This window comes from Pseudomonas nitroreducens, from assembly GCF_010994165.1.
Lineage (GTDB): Bacteria > Pseudomonadota > Gammaproteobacteria > Pseudomonadales > Pseudomonadaceae > Pseudomonas > Pseudomonas nitroreducens.
This window is the reverse complement of sequence record NZ_WMBX01000002.1, coordinates 696110-714878: the sequence shown is the minus strand read 5'-3', so window position 1 is coordinate 714878 and position 18769 is coordinate 696110. Positions and strand designations below refer to the sequence as shown.

16 protein-coding genes are annotated in these 18769 nt (G+C 65.8%); 12 read left to right on the top strand and 4 right to left on the bottom strand.

Annotation, left to right across the window (positions count from 1 at the left end):
- Positions 1 to 1209, bottom strand: a complete 1209-nt coding sequence (locus GJV37_RS11175) for a YbfB/YjiJ family MFS transporter (RefSeq protein WP_193452474.1) — start codon at positions 1207 to 1209, stop codon at positions 1 to 3.
- Between the two features lie 134 nt (positions 1210 to 1343).
- Here GJV37_RS11175 and GJV37_RS11170 point away from each other — a divergent pair, with 134 nt between their 5' ends.
- Positions 1344 to 2219 carry a LysR family transcriptional regulator gene (locus tag GJV37_RS11170; RefSeq protein ID WP_193452629.1) on the top strand — a complete coding sequence of 292 codons (876 nt, stop codon included), beginning with the start codon at positions 1344 to 1346 and terminating at the stop codon, positions 2217 to 2219.
- Here GJV37_RS11170 and GJV37_RS11165 read toward each other — a convergent pair.
- Positions 2209 to 3201, bottom strand: coding sequence for an MBL fold metallo-hydrolase (locus tag GJV37_RS11165; RefSeq protein ID WP_193452473.1), 993 nt, complete (start codon positions 3199 to 3201; stop codon positions 2209 to 2211). The genes GJV37_RS11170 and GJV37_RS11165 overlap by 11 nt on opposite strands.
- A 131-nt stretch (positions 3202 to 3332) precedes the next feature.
- Positions 3333 to 4244: a LysR substrate-binding domain-containing protein gene (locus tag GJV37_RS11160; RefSeq protein ID WP_024762838.1), complete on the bottom strand. Its 912-nt coding sequence runs from the start codon at positions 4242 to 4244 to the stop codon at positions 3333 to 3335.
- A gap of 217 nt (positions 4245 to 4461) precedes the next feature.
- Between GJV37_RS11160 and GJV37_RS11155 the strand changes: the two genes are divergently transcribed.
- Together GJV37_RS11155 and GJV37_RS11150 are read left to right on the top strand one after the other, a co-directional pair.
- Positions 4462 to 5184: a helix-turn-helix transcriptional regulator gene (locus GJV37_RS11155; RefSeq protein WP_193452472.1), complete on the top strand. Its 723-nt coding sequence runs from the start codon at positions 4462 to 4464 to the stop codon at positions 5182 to 5184.
- Positions 5185 to 5261: 77 nt separating this feature from the next.
- Positions 5262 to 7973, top strand: coding sequence for a cation-transporting P-type ATPase (locus GJV37_RS11150; RefSeq protein WP_193452471.1), 2712 nt, complete (start codon positions 5262 to 5264; stop codon positions 7971 to 7973).
- 56 nt (positions 7974 to 8029) lie between these two features.
- Here the strand turns inward: GJV37_RS11150 and mqo are convergent, their stop codons facing one another.
- Positions 8030 to 9664 (bottom strand): malate dehydrogenase (quinone), encoded by a 1635-nt coding sequence (gene mqo, locus GJV37_RS11145; RefSeq protein ID WP_065084802.1) that lies wholly within the window; start codon positions 9662 to 9664, stop codon positions 8030 to 8032.
- 683 nt (positions 9665 to 10347) lie between these two features.
- On the opposite strand from mqo, the gene GJV37_RS11140 reads away from it, so the two are divergent.
- The 9 genes from GJV37_RS11140 (at position 10348) to GJV37_RS11100 (ending at position 18716) form a co-directional block, all read left to right on the top strand.
- Entirely contained in the window at positions 10348 to 11013 is a 666-nt protein-coding gene (locus GJV37_RS11140) for a GntR family transcriptional regulator (protein WP_170858671.1), read from the top strand.
- A 106-nt stretch (positions 11014 to 11119) separates the two neighbouring features.
- On the top strand, positions 11120 to 11926 hold the full coding sequence (locus GJV37_RS11135; protein ID WP_170858670.1) for an ABC transporter substrate-binding protein: 807 nt from the start codon (positions 11120 to 11122) through the stop codon (positions 11924 to 11926).
- Between the two features lie 11 nt (positions 11927 to 11937).
- On the top strand, positions 11938 to 12705 hold the full coding sequence (locus GJV37_RS11130; RefSeq protein ID WP_193452470.1) for an amino acid ABC transporter permease: 768 nt from the start codon (positions 11938 to 11940) through the stop codon (positions 12703 to 12705).
- A gap of 1 nt (position 12706) precedes the next feature.
- Complete coding sequence (locus GJV37_RS11125) at positions 12707 to 13486, top strand: amino acid ABC transporter ATP-binding protein (RefSeq protein WP_038803185.1); 780 nt, start codon at positions 12707 to 12709, stop codon at positions 13484 to 13486.
- A 21-nt stretch (positions 13487 to 13507) separates the two neighbouring features.
- The gene (locus GJV37_RS11120; protein ID WP_065084800.1) at positions 13508 to 14593 is read left to right on the top strand and encodes a polyamine ABC transporter substrate-binding protein; all 1086 of its coding nucleotides are present in this window, start codon (positions 13508 to 13510) and stop codon (positions 14591 to 14593) included.
- A 17-nt stretch (positions 14594 to 14610) separates the two neighbouring features.
- Complete coding sequence (locus tag GJV37_RS11115) at positions 14611 to 16227, top strand: gamma-glutamyltransferase family protein (RefSeq protein ID WP_170858669.1); 1617 nt, start codon at positions 14611 to 14613, stop codon at positions 16225 to 16227.
- Positions 16228 to 16237: 10 nt separating this feature from the next.
- Complete coding sequence (locus GJV37_RS11110) at positions 16238 to 17179, top strand: aldo/keto reductase (RefSeq protein ID WP_065084798.1); 942 nt, start codon at positions 16238 to 16240, stop codon at positions 17177 to 17179.
- Between the two features lie 95 nt (positions 17180 to 17274).
- The gene (locus tag GJV37_RS11105) at positions 17275 to 17781 is read left to right on the top strand and encodes a sigma-70 family RNA polymerase sigma factor (protein WP_170858668.1); all 507 of its coding nucleotides are present in this window, start codon (positions 17275 to 17277) and stop codon (positions 17779 to 17781) included.
- A complete protein-coding gene (locus GJV37_RS11100) occupies positions 17778 to 18716 on the top strand; it encodes a FecR domain-containing protein (RefSeq protein WP_170858667.1) in 939 nt (312 codons plus the stop codon). The genes GJV37_RS11105 and GJV37_RS11100 overlap by 4 nt, the downstream gene beginning before the upstream one ends.
- The last annotated feature ends 53 nt before the right edge of the window (positions 18717 to 18769 follow it).

Sequence of the window (18769 nt, the reverse complement as noted above, 5' to 3'; positions counted from 1 at the left end):
TCAGCCATGGGCGGTTTCAGCCACTGCGGACGATGCCTTGAACAGCAGCGCCAATTCCATCAGCAGCGCCAGGACGATGGCTCCGGCGGCCACCGCGAACAGCAACGCGTAGTGCCCGTGGCTCGCAGTGAAGAGCGCCGAGTAGGCGTAGCCGGCAATGGCCTGGAAGCTGGCGAAGGAGACGGTCGCACGGCTCCAGGTGGCATTCTGCGCAGCGTGGCCAGGCACCAGTTGATGCACCCGCGCCAGGGCCAGCGGCACAATGCCCGGCGGGAACGAACCGATCACCAGACTGGCGACGCCCAGCAGGCGCAGGTCGCCGGTTTCCAGCAACAGGCCGAGGGCGATGAATTGCGCCACCAGCACCAGGCGGATCGCTGCCCGCGCCCCGAGATGATCGGCAAGGAAGCCGTAGACCACCGGCCCGACGATGGCACCGACGCCATACAGTGTCCAGATCAGTGCGCCGCTGTGAGTGCCGGCGCCCAGCCCGCGGGCGACGTAGTCCACCAGGAACATCATCGGCGCCACCAGCGCAGACGCCATCAATGCGTACTGGGCGAACAGCACGTAGACGCCTGCCGAGGCCCGCGGCGCCGCGACATTGTGCGCCTGGGCGTGGGCGTGCTCCCGTGGCCAACCGAACCAACTGCTCAGGCTGAGCGCCAGGGCCAGGGCGCCGAGGCCCAGCCAGGCCTGCACCAGCCCCAGCGCCAGCAACAAAGGCACCAGCGTGCCGGAGGCGGCAATGCCCAGGCCGATGCCGAGGAAGATCGCTCCGCTGGCCAATCCACGACGACTGGCGACCACCTGCGGCAGGATGGTGCTGGCGGCCAGCACCATGATCACCCCGCCGGAAATCCCCGAGACCAGTCGCCAGCAGAAGAACCACGCCTGGTTCAGCGGCCAGGCGCAGGCGAAGAACGACAGCGTGACCAGCAGCATCATGCCGCGCAGCACCACGGCGCTCGACCAACGCGCCGCCAGCGGGCGCCCGGCCAGGGCGCCGACCAGGTAGCCGGCGAGATTGGCGGCCCCCAGGTAGACCACGGCCGAGGCCGAGAACCAGTGCGCCTCGATCAGCGCCGGAATCAGTGGCGTGTAGGCGAAACGCGCCAGGCCGATGCCGACCAGACTGGCGCACAGGCCGGCCCAGATCGGCAACCAGAGGGAGCCTCGGCTGGCGAGGCGGGAAGCATCGGTATTCATGACAACCCCTATCGCGCCGTCGGGGCGGCGCCGTTGCTTGACAATGGGGAGATCATAAAGTCGCGAGAAGATGAAATAATGCAGCGAGTTTTCTTTCCAGGTTTGCATTTCTGCATCAAAGGAAAATCACCATGATGAACTGGGACGACGCCCGGGTGTTTCTCGCCCTGTGCCGCGAACAGACCCTGCGCGGCGCCGCCCGTCTGCTCGCGGTGGACCAGGCGACGGTGGGCCGGCGCCTGGCCTCGCTGGAACGCTCGCTGGAGGCAACGCTCTTCCTGCGTACCTCGGCCGGCTACAGTCTGACCGCCGCGGGCGAGATCGCCATGGCCGCGGCGCAGGCCATGGAGTCCTCCGCCGCCGACCTGCAACGGCAGATCCTCGGCATGGACGAGCGCATGAGTGGCGTGGTGCGGGTCACCACCACCGACTCCTTCGCCACGGACTACATCATCCCCGCCGTGGCCGCCCTGCACCGCGAGGAGCCGGGGATCGAGGTGCAGCTGCAGACTTCCACGCAGATGCTCAACCTGAGCAAGCGCGAGGCCGACATTGCCGTGCGCACCCACCAGCCGGAGAACCCCGACCTGATCGTACGGCGCCTGGCGCGCTGGGGCAGCGGGCTGTTCGCCTCCGCGCAGTACATCGAGGAGCGCGGCATACCCGAGCCGGGAACCGCCTTTGCCGGGCACGACCTGGTGGTCTACCAGCCATATCTGGATGCCGGCAAGGACCTGCTCCTCGCCTCCGAGCCGATCATCCGCGGGCGCATCGCCATGACCTGCACCTCCGGCTTCATGGTCCGCCGCGCGCTGGCCTGCGGCCTCGGCGTGGGCGAACTGCCGCTGCCAATGGGTGAGGCGGGCGGCCTGGTCCGCCTGTGGCCGGAGCGCCCGCCCTTGCCCTATGACGTGTGGTTGGTCACCCACAAGGACGTGCGCCATACGGCGCGGGTGCGGGCAGTGATCGATGCCATCGCACAGGCTTTCGCCCTGCCCGTCACTGGATGAACGGCACCTCCTGCGCACGCTGGTACGGGCCGTAAACCGCCGGTGCCCAGTTGAACGCCTTGCCGTCGCGGGTGATATGGCCGATGCCAGGGAACGGCAGGTGCGCGGCGGCCACCCAGGCGCCGTTTTTCGCCAGCGCGCCGAACTCCGCCTCGCGAGCCTTCACCGCCTGCTTCGGGTCGGTGTCGAAACGGATCGCCACCTCCGGGTGGGCGAACTGCACGGCGACGTTGTGGATCAGGTCGCCGATGAAGACGATAGCCTCTCCACCGGACTCGAAGCGGTAGCTGGTGCTGCCCGGCGTATGGCCACTGGTGGCCTCGGTCTGCAGCTCGGGCAAAGGCGAGGCCGGTGGCACGAACGTCCGCAGGCGATTGGTGGCTCGGTATGGCGCGAGCGACTGTTGCGCCACCTGGAAGAACTCGCGGGCCTTTTCCGGCGCCTGGTCTCGGCGCTTCTCGTCCAGCCAGTAATCCGCCTCGGCCTGGGTCGCGTAGACGGTGGCGTTGGCGAACAGCGCCCGGCCCTGCCCGTCCACCAGGCCGCAGACATGGTCCAGGTGCATATGGGTGAGCAGGATGCTGTCCACCTGTTCAGGCGCGTAGCCAGCGGCCTTCATGTTCTCCGGCAGGTGCCCGGCGGTGCCGCCGATGCACTGGCCGGCACCGCTGTCCACCAGCACCAGGTGCTTGCCGGTATTGACCAGGAAGGCATTGAAGTTGGTCTGCACACGCTCGTCACCCATGGCGCTGCGCGCCAGCAGAGCACCGATGCGCTCGCGACTCAGGCCCAGCAACAGGCCCGGCGACAGATCGTTGTACCCGTCGTACAGCGCGGTGACTTCGTAATCGCCCACGGCCAGGCGGAAATAGCCCGGCGCCTGGGTCTTCGGCGCGGCCGGCGGCTCGGCCCAGGCAACGGTGGAGACCAGCAGTGTGCTGGCCAAAAGCGTCAAGCAAGGGTTGCTGCGGGATGCCGGCATGGCGGGCGCCTCCTTGGAAGATGATGGCGCCATGCTGCTCCGTTTTGCCCGCCCGATTCTTGGACGCCTGTGTCGGAAGCATACCGATAGCGGATAGCGGATAGCGGATAGCGGATAGCGGATAGCGGGATTCAGGGTACCGCCGCGCTCATGTATTCCACCATCCGCTCGCGCAACCAGCGCTCGGCCGGGTCGTTGTCGTGGGCGGCGCTCCAGACCATCGACAGCTCCGCCGGCTTGATCTCCAGGGGTGGCTCCTCGGCGCGCAGGCAACTGTCCTCCACCAGGGCGCAGGCGGCGTAGTCCGGCACGGTGGCGATCATCTCGGTGTTGCGCAGCAGCGCGCGCAGGCTGCCGAACTGCGGCACGGCAAGCACCACCCGACGGCGGCGCTCGATACGCTCCAGGTCCAGGTCGATGGCGCCGTTGAGGTCGCCGGAGAAGGACACCATCACGTGCGGCCGCGAGCAGTATTCGTCCAGGGTCAGCGGGCCGGGGCGGTCGTCGCCGCGCAGCACCTTCACGCCGATATCGCGCAGCTTGCGGCGCTTGGCGTTGGCCGGCAGGTCGGTGGTGTAGCTGACGCCAACGGTGATCTCGCCGGACGAGAGCAGTGCCGGCATCAGCAGAAAATTGGCCCGGCGCACCACCACCGTGATGTTCGGCGCCTCCTGCTGCAAGCGCGCCAGCAGCGCGGGAAACAGGCCGAACTCGGCATCGTCGGACAGGCCCAGGCGGAAGATATTGCAGCTGCTCTGGGGCTCGAAGGACTTGGCGCGGCTGACCGCGGCGGAGATCACATCCATCGCCGGCCGCAGCTCCTCGAAGATGTGCAGCGCCCGGCTGGTGGGCTCCATGGCGCGGCCGGCGCGCACCAGCAGCGGGTCGTCGAACAGGTCGCGCAGGCGCGCCAGCGCAGCACTGACAGTGGACTGGGTGATGAACAGTTTCTCGCCGACGCGGGTCAAATTCCGCTCCAGCATCAGGGATTCGAAGATCACCAGCAGGTTCATGTCCAGGCGGCGCAGGTCGTTTCGGTTCATGGCTGGTCGCTCGGGGCTGTGTAATTGGGCATCTTGGCACAAGACGAGGGTCGCGCCAGTCGACCATGCCCCACGAGGTTTTTCTTGGACGGATGTGCTTGAAAGCGCTGCCTCCGGCGAATTCGATTGAGCATCGGATCACCTTGATTTACCTTGAATTTTCCTTTTTATCAGGCGGCTTTTGCCGCCACTGGAAGCCGACGAGAAGAGAGACATCATGCCCGCACCTGCCCACCAGGTAGCGACCATGCTCGCCCCTGCGACACACCGCCTGGTCCTGCAGCTCATGGAGCAACTGCAGTCCCCCGGTGAAGGCGTGCACGAAGCCAGCCAGCGCCTCTGCCGGCATCTGCTGGAGCACTACCGCATGCCGGATCCGTGCAACGACGCGCGCAGCGATGGCGAACGCCTCGCCCTCGCCCCCTGGCAGGAGCGCAAGGCCAAGGAAATCCTCGCCGGCTGCCTGCTCAGCCGTCTGTACATCGCCGATGTCGCCGAGCAATGCGGCCTGTCGCGCAGCCATTTCTCCCGTGCGTTCAAGCAGGCCACCGGTTTCGCGCCGCGGGAATGGGCGCTGCGCCTGCGCATCGACCGCGCCCGCGAGCTGCTGGCCAGCGGCGACGCGCCGATTTCCCAGGTCGGGCAGGAATGCGGCTTCGCTGATCAGTCGCACTTCTGCCGCAGCTTCCGCAAGCTCGTGGGCTGCACGCCGAACCGCTGGCGGCAAGCCAGCCGGGTGGGCGGAACGCGGGAACTGGAGCCATCGACCTTGCAGGAACGGACTCCGTTCGCGAGGGTTTCGCCCACCTCACCCCGGCCCGGAGCGACGCTGCCCCGAACACGCACTGAGCCCATTGCTACGCCAATCCCTACCTCTGATGACAAATCCCACGCTATTCAGCAACGGTTCAGCGAGGATCCGCCGAACCTTGAGATATGACAGGCCCGGTGCAATCCCCACCGTCTAATCTGGGTGCAGTCCCACTTTCCCAACAGGCAGGAGCCGAGAGTCAGAGCATGACTGCACCGCAAACCACCGACCACAAACCGCAAGCCACCGACTGGTACCGCAAGAGCGTCGAGCAGACCATGGCCGACCTACAAACCAGCGCGGAAGGCCTTTCCCCTGACGATGCCGGCGCACGGCTGCTGCGCGTCGGTCCCAACGCGCTGCCGGCCAAGGACGTCGATCCGCTCTGGCTGCGCTTCGCCCGGCACTTCAACGACGTGCTGATCTACATCCTCCTGGCCGCCGCCGTGGCTACCGCGCTGATGGGCCACTGGACGGACACCATCGTCATCCTGCTGGTGGCGGTGATCAACGCCGGTATCGGCTTCTTCCAGGAGAACAAGGCGGAGAAATCCCTCGCCGCGCTGCGCGGCATGCTCAGCAGCACCGCCCACGTGGTGCGCAATGGCAAGAAGATCGAGATGGACGCCGCCCAGCTGGTACCCGGCGACATCGTCATCCTGCGCCCCGGCGACAAGATTCCCGCCGACGTGCGCCTGTTCGACGTGCACCACCTGCAGGTCGAGGAATCCATGCTCACCGGCGAATCCCTCACCGTCGGCAAGCAGGCCGACGCGCTGGACAAGGAGGCGCTGCTGGCCGACCGCCTGAACCTCGGGTTCTCCGGCACCAACGTCAGCGCCGGCAATGCGCGCGGCGTGGTAATCGAGACCGGAGCGAACACCGAGCTGGGCCGCATCAACAAACTGATCGCCAACGTCGATGAAAGCGAAACGCCGCTGCTGCGGCAGATCGCCGAGCTGGGCAAGCGCATCTTCCAGCTGATCGTCGGCATGATGGTGGTGCTCTTCATCATCGGCTTCTTCTGGCATGACTATCCGTTCGGCGAGCTGCTGCTGTCGCTGATCAGCCTGGCCGTGGCCTCGGTGCCGGAGGGCCTGCCGGCCATCGTCTCGATCATCCTTTCCCTGGGCGTACAGCGCATGGCGCAGAACAAGGCGATCATCCGCAAGCTGCCGACCGTGGAAACGCTGGGCGCCATGAGCGTGATCTGCTCGGACAAGACCGGCACCCTGACCATGAACGAGATGACCGTGAAGAGCGTGCTGCTCGCCAAGGGTCTCTACAGCGTCGAGGGCCAGAGCTACGAGCCCAAGGGCCGTATCACCTTCGGCGGCACCAGTGACGAGCTGGACTGGTCGCAACACGGCTCGCTGGAAGCCTTCATCCGCGCGGTGGACATCTGCAACGACAGCAGCCTGCAGCTCAATGAAGAAGGCCGCTGGGGCGTGGTCGGCGGCCCCACCGAGGGCGCACTGAAGGTCCTGGCACGCAAGGCGACCCTGCCGGAGATCGAGTTCCAGAAATTCGGCAAGATCCCCTTCGACTCCGCCTACAAGTACATGGCGCGCCGCTGTGACGTCGCCGGGCAGAGCCTGATCTACCTCAAGGGCGCGCCGGACGTGCTGCTGCGCATGTGCAACCAGCAACTGGGCGCCAACGGCGCCGAGCCGCTGGACCGCGAGTACTGGGAGCGCGAGATGGGCTTCATCGCAGGGCAAGGCCTGCGCATGCTCGCCGCCGCCTACAAGCCGGTGCAGCCCGATGACGGCGTGATCGATCATGAGGACGTGCAGGACGGCATGATCTTCCTCGGCGTCGCCGGCCTGCTCGACCCGCCGCGCCCGGAGGCCATCGAAGCCATCGCCCTGTGCAAGCGCGCCGGCATCCAGGTGAAGATGATCACCGGCGACCACCCGGACACCGCCGTCGCCATCGCCGGCATGCTCGGCATGGGCAACGACCTGCGCGCCATGACCGGCCAGGAACTGGAGCAGGCCGACGACACCCAGCTGAAATCCCTCGCCCTGCAGTACTCGGTGTTCGCCCGCACCAGCCCCGAACACAAGCTGCGCCTGGTGCGCGCGCTGCAGGCCAACGAGGAAGTGGTCGGCATGACCGGCGACGGGGTCAACGACGCCCCGGCGCTGAAGCAGGCCGACGTCGGTATCGCCATGGGCATCAAGGGCACCGAGGTGACCAAGGAAGCCGCCGACATGGTGCTCACCGACGACAACTTCTCTACCATCGCCGGCGCCGTGCGCGAGGGCCGCCGGGTCTACGACAACCTGAAGAAGACCGTGCTGTTCATCCTGCCGACCAACATGGCCCAGGGCCTGCTGATCGTCATGGCGATCCTCGCCGGCGCGGTGATCCCGCTGGCGCCGCTGCAGATCCTCTGGATGAACATGGCGACCTCCACCACCCTGTCCTTCGCCCTGGCCTTCGAGCCCGGCGAGCCGGGGATGATGCGCCGGCCGCCGCGCAACGCGAAGGAGTCGATCCTCAACGGCTTCGCCGTCTGGCGGGTGCTCTACGTCGGCGGCCTGCTCACCGCCGCGGCCTTCCTGCTGGAAGCCTGGCTGGTCAGCAACGGCCACGATACCGACTACATCCGCACCATGATCCTGCACACCCTGGTCACCGCGCAGTGGGCGTACCTGTTCAACTGCCGCCTGCAGGAGGAGTTCTCGCTGAACTGGGCGCTGCTGCGCAACGGCGCTCTGCTCACGGTGACCCTGGCGCTGATCCTGCTGCAGTGCTTCGTGATCTACGTGCCCTTCATGCAGACCGCCTTCCACACCGTCGCCCTGCCCTTCAGCGGCTGGCTGATCTCGCTGGGGATAGGCATCGCGGTGTTCTTCGCGGTGGAACTGGAGAAACTGGTGATCCGCCGCTGGAAAGCTTCGCGCGGCTAATTTCCAGGCGCAGAAAAGAAAACCGGAGCATCAGCTCCGGTTTTCTTTTGCGGGGGTCAGAGCGCCATGTCGCTGGCCGCTTTTTCCGCAGCCGGGGCGGCGTCGGTCGGCTGCACGGCCGGTGCCTGGTCGATCGCCGGCGGCGGGTCCAGTTGCAGGACCTTGGCGGTGTAGCTCCATTCGGCGTAGGTCTTCTCCGCGCTGTCGTTGAGCTTGGTGCCGTAACTCGGGACGATCTGGTGGACCTTGGCCTGCCACTCGGGCGTGGCGAGCTTGTCCTTGAACACCTTCTCCAGCACGTTGAGCATGATCGGCGCCGCAGTGGATGCACCCGGCGAAGCGCCGAGCAGGCCGGCGATGCTGCCGTCGGCGGAAGCGACGATCTCGGTGCCGAGCTTCAGCACACCGCCCTTGTCCGCGTCACGCTTGATGATCTGCACGCGCTGGCCGGCCTGCCACAGGCGCCAGTCCTCGGCCTTGGCTTCCGGGAAGTATTCGCGCAGCGCGGCGAGGCGGTCGTCATCGGAGAGCATCAGCTGGCCGGCGAGGTATTCCACCAGCGGGTACTCGTCGATGCCCACGCGGGTCATCGGCCAGACGTTATGCACGTTGGTGCTGCCCAGCAGGTCGAGGTACGAGCCTTCCTTGAGGAACTTGGTGGAGAAGGTGGCGAACGGCCCGAACAGGATCACGCGCTTGCCGTCGAGCACGCGGGTGTCCAGGTGCGGCACGGACATCGGCGGTGCGCCAACCGACGCCTTGCCGTAAGCCTTGGCCAGGTGCTGCTGGGCGATGGTCGGGTTCTCGGTGACCAGGAACGAACCGCCCACCGGGAAGCCCGCGTAGTCCTTGGCTTCCTCGATACCGGACTTCTGCAACAGACGCAGCGCGCCGCCGCCAGCACCGATGAAGACGAACTTGGCGTCGGTCTCGGTAACGCTGCCGTCCTTGAGGTTCTTGTACTCGACGCGCCAGGTGCCATCGTCGTTACGGGTGATGTTCTCGACTTCGCTGGAGAGCTTCAGGCTGAAGTTCGGCCTGGTCTGCAGGTAGCCGGCGAACTGGCGGGTGATCTCGCCGAAGTTCACATCGGTGCCGATGGGTGTCCAGGTGGCGGCAATCTTCTGCGAAGGATCGCGGCCCTGCATCATCAGCGGCACCCACTTGGCGATCTGCGCCGGGTCTTCGGAGTACTGCATGCCGCGGAACAGCGGGCTGGCCTGCAGCGCTTCGTAGCGCTTCTTGAGGAAGGCGATGTTGTCGTCGCCCCAGACGAAGCTCATGTGCGGGGTGGAGTTGATGAACGAGCGCGGGTTCTTCAGCACGCCGTTCTGCACCTGCCAGGCCCAGAACTGACGGGAGATCTGGAACGACTCGTTGATCTCCACGGCCTTGGCGATGGTGACGTTGCCGTCCTTGTCTTCCGGCGTGTAGTTCAGCTCGGCCAGGGCCGAATGGCCGGTGCCGGCGTTGTTCCAGCCGTTGGAGCTTTCCTGGGCGACGCCGTCGAGGCGTTCGACCATTTCCATCGACCAACCCGGTTCCAGCTCATTGAGCCAGACGCCCAGGGTGGTGCTCATGATGCCGCCGCCGATCAGCAGCACGTCGACTTTCTTGGTATCCGCAAAGGCGGGCGCGCAATTCACTGCCAGAGCGAGGCCCAGCAGCGCCCCGCTAACTTTCTTGATCATCGAAAGGTTTCTCGTCGTTAGGGCTTGGCCTTCCCCACCGGCGTCATTCAGCGTGAAGGCCGGCCCCGGCGCACAGCGTGCGAGCGATGGGCAAGGCGACAGATGACGAGGATGAGTCGGGACTCAGTTCCCTCCTCCGCCGGCTCTGAGGCCTGCTTGATGGAATGAGGGACGTCCTGCGCAGAGAGACACGCAAAGCCTTCGGCTTTGGCTTTTGTTGTGGGAGGGATGCATGGTCTGCTGAAACGTTTGTGCATTCTATAGAAAGCCGCAACCATTCACCAAGCGTCTTGGTCAACTATCGACCAACCGGTTTGTATGTAGGTGTGTTCTTAAGTTGCACGGGGAGCACGACCCGAAGCTGTAGGAGCGAGCCTGCTCGCGAACCGCCCTCAGCGTCGGTACCGCCGGGTAATCCTTCGCGAGCAAGCTTGCTCCTGCAAAATGCGACGCCCTTGCTGCCTCGACCCTGCACCACAACGTTACCGAAGCGCACCGCGAACGCGCACCAACAACCCCATCCGTTACCGTTTCGCCCCTTCTCCCTCCATGACTCCTACGCCACTTTCCGGCGCCCGCCGCTCTACCCCGCCGACTTCCAATCACTTCGCCATCCTTGGCACGGCATCTGCTTATTTGCATTCATGGATAATTGGATCCAAAAATCCACAAGGAAACATCCCATGCGCCTGGTACCCGCTGCCCGCCCGCCTATGAGCGCCGAAGACGAGGCCTACGACTATCTACTCCAGGCCATCTGCACCGGTCGCTACAAGACCGGCGACCGCCTGGTGGCCGAGGACATCGCCGGTGAGATCGGCATGAGCCGCATGCCCGTGCGCGGTGCCTTCAAGCGCCTGGACGCCGAAGGTCTGGTCACCCTGCGGCCCAATCGGGGCGCCATCGTCAGCGGCCTGAACATCGAGGAGATGCGTGAAGTCTTCGAAATGCGCAGCGCCCTGGAAGGCTTGGCCATCCGCATTGCCGTGCCGCAACTGAGCGACCGCGACATCTCTCGCCTGGAGCGCATGCTCGACGAGATGGACGACTACCGCGACGACAGCGCGCAGTGGGTCAGCCGCCACCGCGCCTTCCATGAATACCTCTGCAGCCTCGCCGGGCGCCCTCGCCTGCTGCGCCAGATCACCGCCCTGTATTCGGTGATCGAGCCGCACATGCGCCTGTGGCTGCAGCACGTCGACAAGCCCATGAGCGCCCGCGAGGAGCACGCCGTGATCCTCGACGCCCTGCGCTCGGGCGATGCCCGCGAAGCCGAGCGGGTGATCTGCGACCACATCGAGGGAACCATCCCCTCCCTGGCCCATTTCCTTGAAGCACAAGCCTCCTGAGGCGCAATCCTCCTGAGCAAGCGCAAGTCCTTTGAAGCAACGGGCGCCTAGACCCGTACTTCTGTGTCCCTGAACTGCCCCTGGCAACCCCACCCCGGAGAGCAACATGTTCGAACGCAGGATCCCGCAGTGCCTTCTCGCCCTTTGCCTGGCCGCCCCGCTGGCGCAGGCCGAAGTGAAGATTCCCGACCGCTTGCAGAACGCCAGCAAAGTCACTTTCTGCGGCGGCATGGACTCCCCGCCCATGGGCTTCTATGACGCCAACCAGAAACTCACCGGCGTCACCATCGACCTCGGCGAAGCCATCGCCAAGCGCCTGGGCGACAAGAAGATCGACTGGCGCATCACGCCCTTCTCCGGGCTGATCCCGGCGCTGCTCGCCGGCCAGTGCGACATGCTGGTGGACCAGCTGTTCGACAAGCCCGAGCGGCGCGAAGTGATCGACATGGTCAACTACATGTATTCCAGCCAGGCCGTGGTCGTCGGCAAGGGCAACCCCGAAGGCATCCGCAGCCTGGACGACCTCTCCGGCAAGAAGGTCGCCGTGCTCAATGGCTCGACCATCCGCACCCTGCTCGACGCCCACAACGAGAAACTGGCCAAGGCCGGCAAGCCGCCGATGAAGGTGGTGGTCTACAACACCGACACCGACGCCTTCCAGTCCCTGCGTATCCGCCAGACCGACGCCTACGGCACCACCGTGGAAACCGCCGGCTACTACCAGAGCATGGCCCCGGACCTGTTCGAGATCGGCGTACCGGCCTTCGCGCGCATCCTCACCGGCCTGGGCATCCGCAAGGAAGACAAGCAGCTCAGCGAAGCCGTCAGCCAGATCATCGAGGACATGCAGGCCGACGGCAGCTACGCCGCGCTCCTGGCCAAGTGGCACATCGAAGGCGACAAACTGGACTGAGGTAACGAGATATGAACTTCAGCTGGGACGTGTTCTGGCAGTACCTGCTGCGGCCGAGCGACATCTACCTCTACGGCCTCTGGCTGACCTGCGCGATTGCCGTCAGCGCCATGCTCCTGGGCTGCGTGCTCGGGCTGCTGGCGGCGCTGATGCGCCTGTCGACCAACCCGCTACTGCAATACCCGGTGCGCTTCTACGTGTGGCTGATGCGCGGTACGCCGCTGCTGGTGCAGATCGTCTTCCTCTACACCGCGCTGGCCGCCGGCGGCCTCTTCCGCTTCGAGGACCTGGACCTGGGATTGTTCATCCTGCCCGGCAACATCCAGGCGGCGATCATCGCTCTGGGCCTCAACGAAGGCGCGTACATGGCCGAGATCATCCGCGCCGGCATCGGCGCGGTGGACAAGGGCCAGTACGAAGCCGGCAAATCCCTCGGCATGACCTTCCCCAGGCTGATGCGTCGCATCGTGCTGCCCCAGGCCTTCCGGGTGATCGTTCCGCCGCTGGGCAACGAGTTCAACGTGATGCTGAAGAACACCACGCTGGTCAGCGTGATCGGTGTGCAGGAACTGCTGCTGAGCACCCAGATGGTCACCTCCGCGACCTTCCGCGTGTTCGAGCTGTACCTGGTCGTGGCGATCTACTTCCTCGCCCTGACCACCCTGTGGGGCTTCTTCCAGCGCTGGCTGGAAGTGCGCTTCGGCAAATCCGACGGCCAGGCCGCCGCACCGAACCGCATGTTCGGCCGCCAGGCCATGAAACTGCTGAGGGGGCGTTGAGATGATCCCGGACATGAAAGACGTGGTGATCCAGGCCCGCGACGTGCACAAGGCCTTCGGCGAGCTGGAAATCCTCAAGGGTGTTTCCCTGGAAGTGCACCGCGGCGAAGTGGTGGTGCTGATCGGCGCCTCCGGCTCGGGCAAGACCACCTTCATCCGCTGCATGAACCACCTGGAAGACATCCAGGGCGGCAGCATCCGCGTCAACGGCGAGCTGATGGGCTACCGCGAGCGTCCCGACGGCAAGCTGGTGCGTGACTCGGAAAGCAACATCGCCCGCCGTCGCCGCGACATCGGCATGGTGTTCCAGCGCTTCAACCTGTTCCCGCACATGACCGTGCTGGAAAACATCATCGAGGCGCCGACCCAGGTGCTCGGCGTGTCCAGGGGCGAAGCGCTGGAGCAGGCGCGCCGGCTGCTCGCCCGCGTGCGCCTGTCGGACAAGGCCGAGCACTATCCCGGCCAGCTTTCCGGCGGCCAGCAGCAGCGCGTGGCCATCGCCCGCGCCCTGGCGATGAAGCCCCAGGCGATGCTCTTCGACGAACCCACCAGCGCCCTCGACCCGGAAACCGTCGGCGAAGTGCTGCAGGTGATGAAGGAGCTGGCCGACGAAGGCATGACCATGGTGGTGGTCACCCACGAAATGGGCTTCGCCCGCGAAGTGGCCGACCGCGTGGTGGTCCTGCACCAGGGCGAACTCATCGAAGAAGGCCCGCCCGCGCAGGTCTTCGGCAATCCGCACCACCCGCGTACGCGGGAATTCCTCAGCCGTGTTCTCTGACTAATGAAGAAAGGAAAGCTCATGCGTAATGGAGTTCTGCTGTTCACCCTTCTCGCCTGCGCCACCGCCGCGCAAGCCGACGACAAGCTGGTGCGCTTCTACAACTGGTCCGACTACATGGGCCCGGACACCCTGAAGAACTTCGAGAAGGACACCGGCATCAAGGTCCAGTACGACGTCTTCGACACCAACGAGATGCTCGAGGCCAAGCTGCTCTCCGGGCACTCGGGCTACGATCTGGTGGTACCGTCCAGCCAGTTCCTCACCAAGCAGATCAACGCCGGCGTCTACCAGAAGCTCGATCGCGCGCAGTTGCCCAACTGGAAGCACCTCGACCCGCGCCTGATGAAGCGCCTGGAAGCCGCCGACCCGGGCAACCAGTACGCCGTGCCCTACATGTGGGGCACCGTGGGCATCGGCTACAACTATGACAAGGTCAAGGCCGCCCTCGGCGACAACGCGCCGCTGGATTCCTGGGACCTGATCTTCAAGCCGGAAAACCTCGCCAAGCTGCACGGCTGTGGCGTGGCCTTCCTCGACGCACCGGTGAAGATCATCCCGCAGGCCCTGCACTACCTGGGCCTGGACCCGAACAGCACGAATCCCGAGGACTACACCAAGGCCTCCGCGCTGCTGCAGAAGCTGCGCCCGTCGATCACCTACTTCAACTCCTCGAAGTACACCACCGACCTCGCCAACGGCGACATCTGCGTGGCCGTCGGCTACTCGGGCGACGTCATGCAGGCGCAGACCCGCGCCCAGGAAGCCGGCAAGAAGATCGACGTGCGCTACGTGATTCCCAAGGAAGGCGCCAACCTGTGGTTCGACATGCTCGCCATCCCGCGAGACTCGAAGAACCCCAAGGGCGCCCACGAGCTGGTGAACTACCTGCTGCGCCCGGAAGTGATCGCCCCGGTGAGCGATTACGTCGGCTACGCCAACCCCAACCCGGACGCCACACCGCTGCTCGATCCGAAAGTGCGTGACAACCCCGGCATCTACCCCAGCGATGCGGTGATCGAAAAGCTCTACGTCTCCGCCGACCTGCCGCCGAAAATCCAGCGCGTGATCACCCGCGAATGGACCCGTATCAAGACTGACCGCTGAACCGAAGAGAGTTTTCCATGCTGAGCTTCTCTGCCCACGAGTACCCCTACGCTTCCCAGCGCCAGAGCGTGTTCGCCCGTAACGGCATGGTCGCCGCCTCGCAGCCCCTGGCTGCCGAGGCCGGCATCGCCATGCTGCGTGCCGGCGGCAACGCCATCGACGCCGCCATCGCTACCGCCGCCGCGCTGACCGTGGTCGAACCCACCGGTTGCGCCATCGGCGGCGACGCCTTTGCCCTGGTCTGGGTCAAGGACCAGTTGCACGGCCTGGACGCCAGCGGCCACGCGCCGGCGTCCATTTCCATCGACAAGGTGAAAGCCGCCGGCCACGACAAGATGCCCGTTCACGGCTGGCTGCCAGTCACCGTGCCGGGCATTCCCTCGGCCTGGGCCGAGCTGTCCGCACGCTTCGGCAAGCTGCCCTTCGCCGACCTTCTGCAACCGGCCATCGCCCTCGCCCGCGACGGTTTCCCGGTGTCCCCGGTGGTCGCCCACCAATGGGAAATCGCCCGCCGCGAATACCAGGAAAGCCGCGCCGCCGTGCCGGCCCTGGAAGCCTGGTTCGACACCTTCACCGTCAACGGCGAAGCGCCGCGCGCCGGCCAGCTGTTCCGCAACCCGGCCCAGGCGAAAACCCTCGCCGAGCTGGCCGAGACGAAGTGCGAAAGCTTCTACCGTGGCGCCCTCGCCCAGCACCTGGCCGCGCACTCTGCCGCCACCGGTGGCGAGCTGAGCGCCGCTGACCTGGCCGGCTACAAGCCCAAGTGGGTCGAGCCGATCAAGACCAACTACCGCGGCTATGACGTCTGGGAAATCCCACCCGCCGGCCAGGGCCTGATCGCCCTGATGACCCTGAATATCCTCCAGGGCTATGACTTCGACCAGCGCGACAGCCAGCTCACCTGGCACCGTCAGCTCGAAGCGATGAAGAAGGCCTACGCCGACGGCCTGCACTACATCACCGACGCCGAGCACATGCGGGTCAGCACCGCCGCGCTGCTCTCCGATGACTATGCCGCACGCCGTCGCGCCGAGATTGGCGAGCACGCCGCCGAACCCAGGCATGGTGACCCGCACTCCAGCGGCACCGTGTACATCGCCACCGCCGACGGCGAAGGCAACATGGTCTCCTTCATCCAGAGCGCCTACCACGGCTTCGGCTCCGGCGTGGTACTGCCCGACAGCGGCATCGGCCTGCAGAACCGTGGCTCGGAGTTCAGCCTCGACGCCGCGCACTCCAACGCCCTGGCGCCGGGCAAGAAGACCTTCCACACCATCATCCCCGGCTTCCTCAGCAAGGATGGCGTGGCCGTCGGCCCGTTCGGCGTGATGGGCGGCTACATGCAGCCCCAGGGCCACGTGCAGATGGTGATGAACCTGGTCGACTTCGGCCTCAACCCGCAGGCTGCGCTGGACGCCCCGCGCTGGCAATGGCTGGGTGGCATGAAGGTCGGCATCGAGCAGCACGCCAACCGCGATCTCGCCTTCGGCCTGGCGCGACGCGGCCACGAGGTGGAGATTGCCTGCGACCTCACCGACTACGGCCGCGGCCAGATCATCGTCCGCGACCCGCAGACCGGCGTGCTCTGCGGCGGCACTGAACCGCGCGCGGATTCGCATATCGCGGTGTGCTGAGGAGAAAGCCATGCATGCTCGTGACCTCAACCTTTCGCCACTGATACTGGGCGGCAACGTGTTCGGCTGGACGGTGGACGAAGCCATTTCTCGACGCCTACTGGACGCGGCGTTCGACGCGGGGCTGAGCAGTATCGACACCGCGGATATGTACTCAGTCTGGGTGCCGGGTCACGAGGGTGGCGAGTCGGAGGCCATCATCGGCCGCTGGCTCGCCAGCCAACCAGGCCGGCGCACCGAGGTGACGCTATGCACCAAGATCGGCGCCGAACTTTCGATACAGCGGCGCGGCCTGTCGCGCCGATGGATTCTGCAGGGAGTCGAGGACTCCCTTCGGCGCCTGGGCACCGACTACATCGACCTGTACTTCAGTCATTACCCGGATGACAGCACGCCCCACGAGGAAACCCTGCGTACCTACGAAGAGTTGATCGCCTCGGGAAAAGTGCGCGCCATCGGTGCGTCCAATTTCAGCCGAAACCAACTGGAGGCGGCCGCGGAAACTGCGCGCAGTAACGACCTCCCCGCGTACTCCGCACTGCAAGTCCAGTACAACCTCTACGACCGCACGGGCCACGAAACGGAAACCGCCACCTTCGCCGCCGAGCACGGAGACGTCGTGGTGACCTACTTCAGCCTCGCCTCGGGCTTTCTCACCGGTAAGTACCGCGCCCCCAGCGACCTCACTGGAAGTGCTCGTGGCGAAGACCTGGAGGGCTACTTCGATGTTCGAGGATTGAAGATTCTCGCGACGCTTGACCAGGTCTCCGAGGAAACCCATTCGTCGCCGGCCGAGGTCGCCCTCGCCTGGCTGCGCCAACAGCCGGGCATCACCGCCCCCATCGCCAGCGCCACCAGCGAACACCAGCTAGCCAGTCTGGTGCGAGCGACCCGACTGAGCCTTTCAGACTCCCACCTGGCAATGCTCGACCTCGCCAGCCGAATATCCTGAGCAACTGCCACAAACGCGCCTCCTTCCGGGGGCTTGTGAGCAGGCCTTGGCAACCTCTATCATGAGAAGTATTCTCAAATGATAAAAGTTCTGCCATGTCCCCGGTCGACGCTCCGCTCCACGCTGCTGTCAGTGACCTCTACCAGCACCATCACGGCTGGCTGCAGGGCTGGCTGCGTCGCCGCCTGGGCTGCCACGAACAGGCGGCGGACCTGGCCCAGGACACGTTTACCCGCCTGCTTGGTTCACGCCGTGTGCTGGAGGCTCGCGAGCCGCGAGCCTATCTCACCACGGTGGCCAAGGGGCTGATGATCAACTGGTTCCAGCGCCAGTCGCTGGAGCGCGCCTACCTCGAAGCCCTCGCCAGCATCCCCGAAGAACTCGCGCCTTCGCCGGAGCAGCGCTACCTGGTGCTGGAAACCCTGCACGAGATCGACACCCTGCTTTCGCGCTTGCCCGACCCGGTGCGCCAGGCCTTCCTGCTGGCACAGGTCGAGGGGCTGAAGTACGAGGCCATCGCCGAGCGCCTCGGTGTTTCCCTGGGATCGGTGAAGCGCTATATGCAGCAGGCATTCCGCCATTGCCTGGAGTTGATGGAATGAGCGCCGCAGAGCCCATCGCTCCGCGCATCCTCGACGAAGCGGCCGACTGGCTGGTGCGCCTGCATCAGGACACCAGCGAGGAAACCCGCCGCGCCTGTGCCGACTGGCAACGCCAGAGCCCCCAGCACGCCCGCGCCTGGGATCGTGCCGAGCGCCTGATGGGGCATCTCGGCAGCCTGCCGCCAGCACTGGCCATGCCGACCCTGGGCCGTGAACGCCAGTTCGACCGCCGCCGTGCGCTCAAGCAGCTTGCCCTGCTATTGGCCGTCGCGCCGGTCGGCCTGGCCGCCTGGCGTACGCAGCCCTGGCAGGACTGGAGCGCGGACCAACACACCGGCGTCGGCGAGCAGCGCAGATGGCCGCTGCCCGATGGCAGCCTGCTGACGCTCAATACCGACAGCGCCGTGGACATCGCCTTCACTCCGGCGCAGCGCCTGGTGCGCCTGTTGCGGGGGGAGATCTTCCTCGATGCGCGCGTGGACAGCCGACCTTTCCTGGTCACTAGCCGCGAAGGCAGCATGCACACCCGCGAAGCGCGCTTCAATGTGCGCCAGGACGAGGGGGCGACCCGCGTTGCCGTTCTCCGGGGCCGCGTCGAAGTAGTGCCGTCGCACGGAGCCGGCCAATGGCTGGGCGCCGGGGAGTCCGTGCTGCTGTCGGCACTCGGCATCACCTCGGTCGCCCCCTCGCCGGCCCCGGACGCCTGGACCCACGGCATGCTGATGGCCGACCGCATGCCCTTGCAGGCGCTGCTGAGCGAATTGGGCCGCTACCGCCGCGGCGTGCTGCGCTGTGATCCGGCGGTGGCGCATTTGGCGGTTTCCGGGGCTTTCCCGCTGCTGGACAGCAACCTCGCGCTATCGATGCTGCAGTCCACCTACTCCCTGCGAATCCGCCGGGTGACGGACTTCTGGATCACCCTCGCAGCAGCCTGAAGACAGGCGCCGGGCGTTGATGCAAAATATTTTCAAAAAGAAGTGAGACTTTT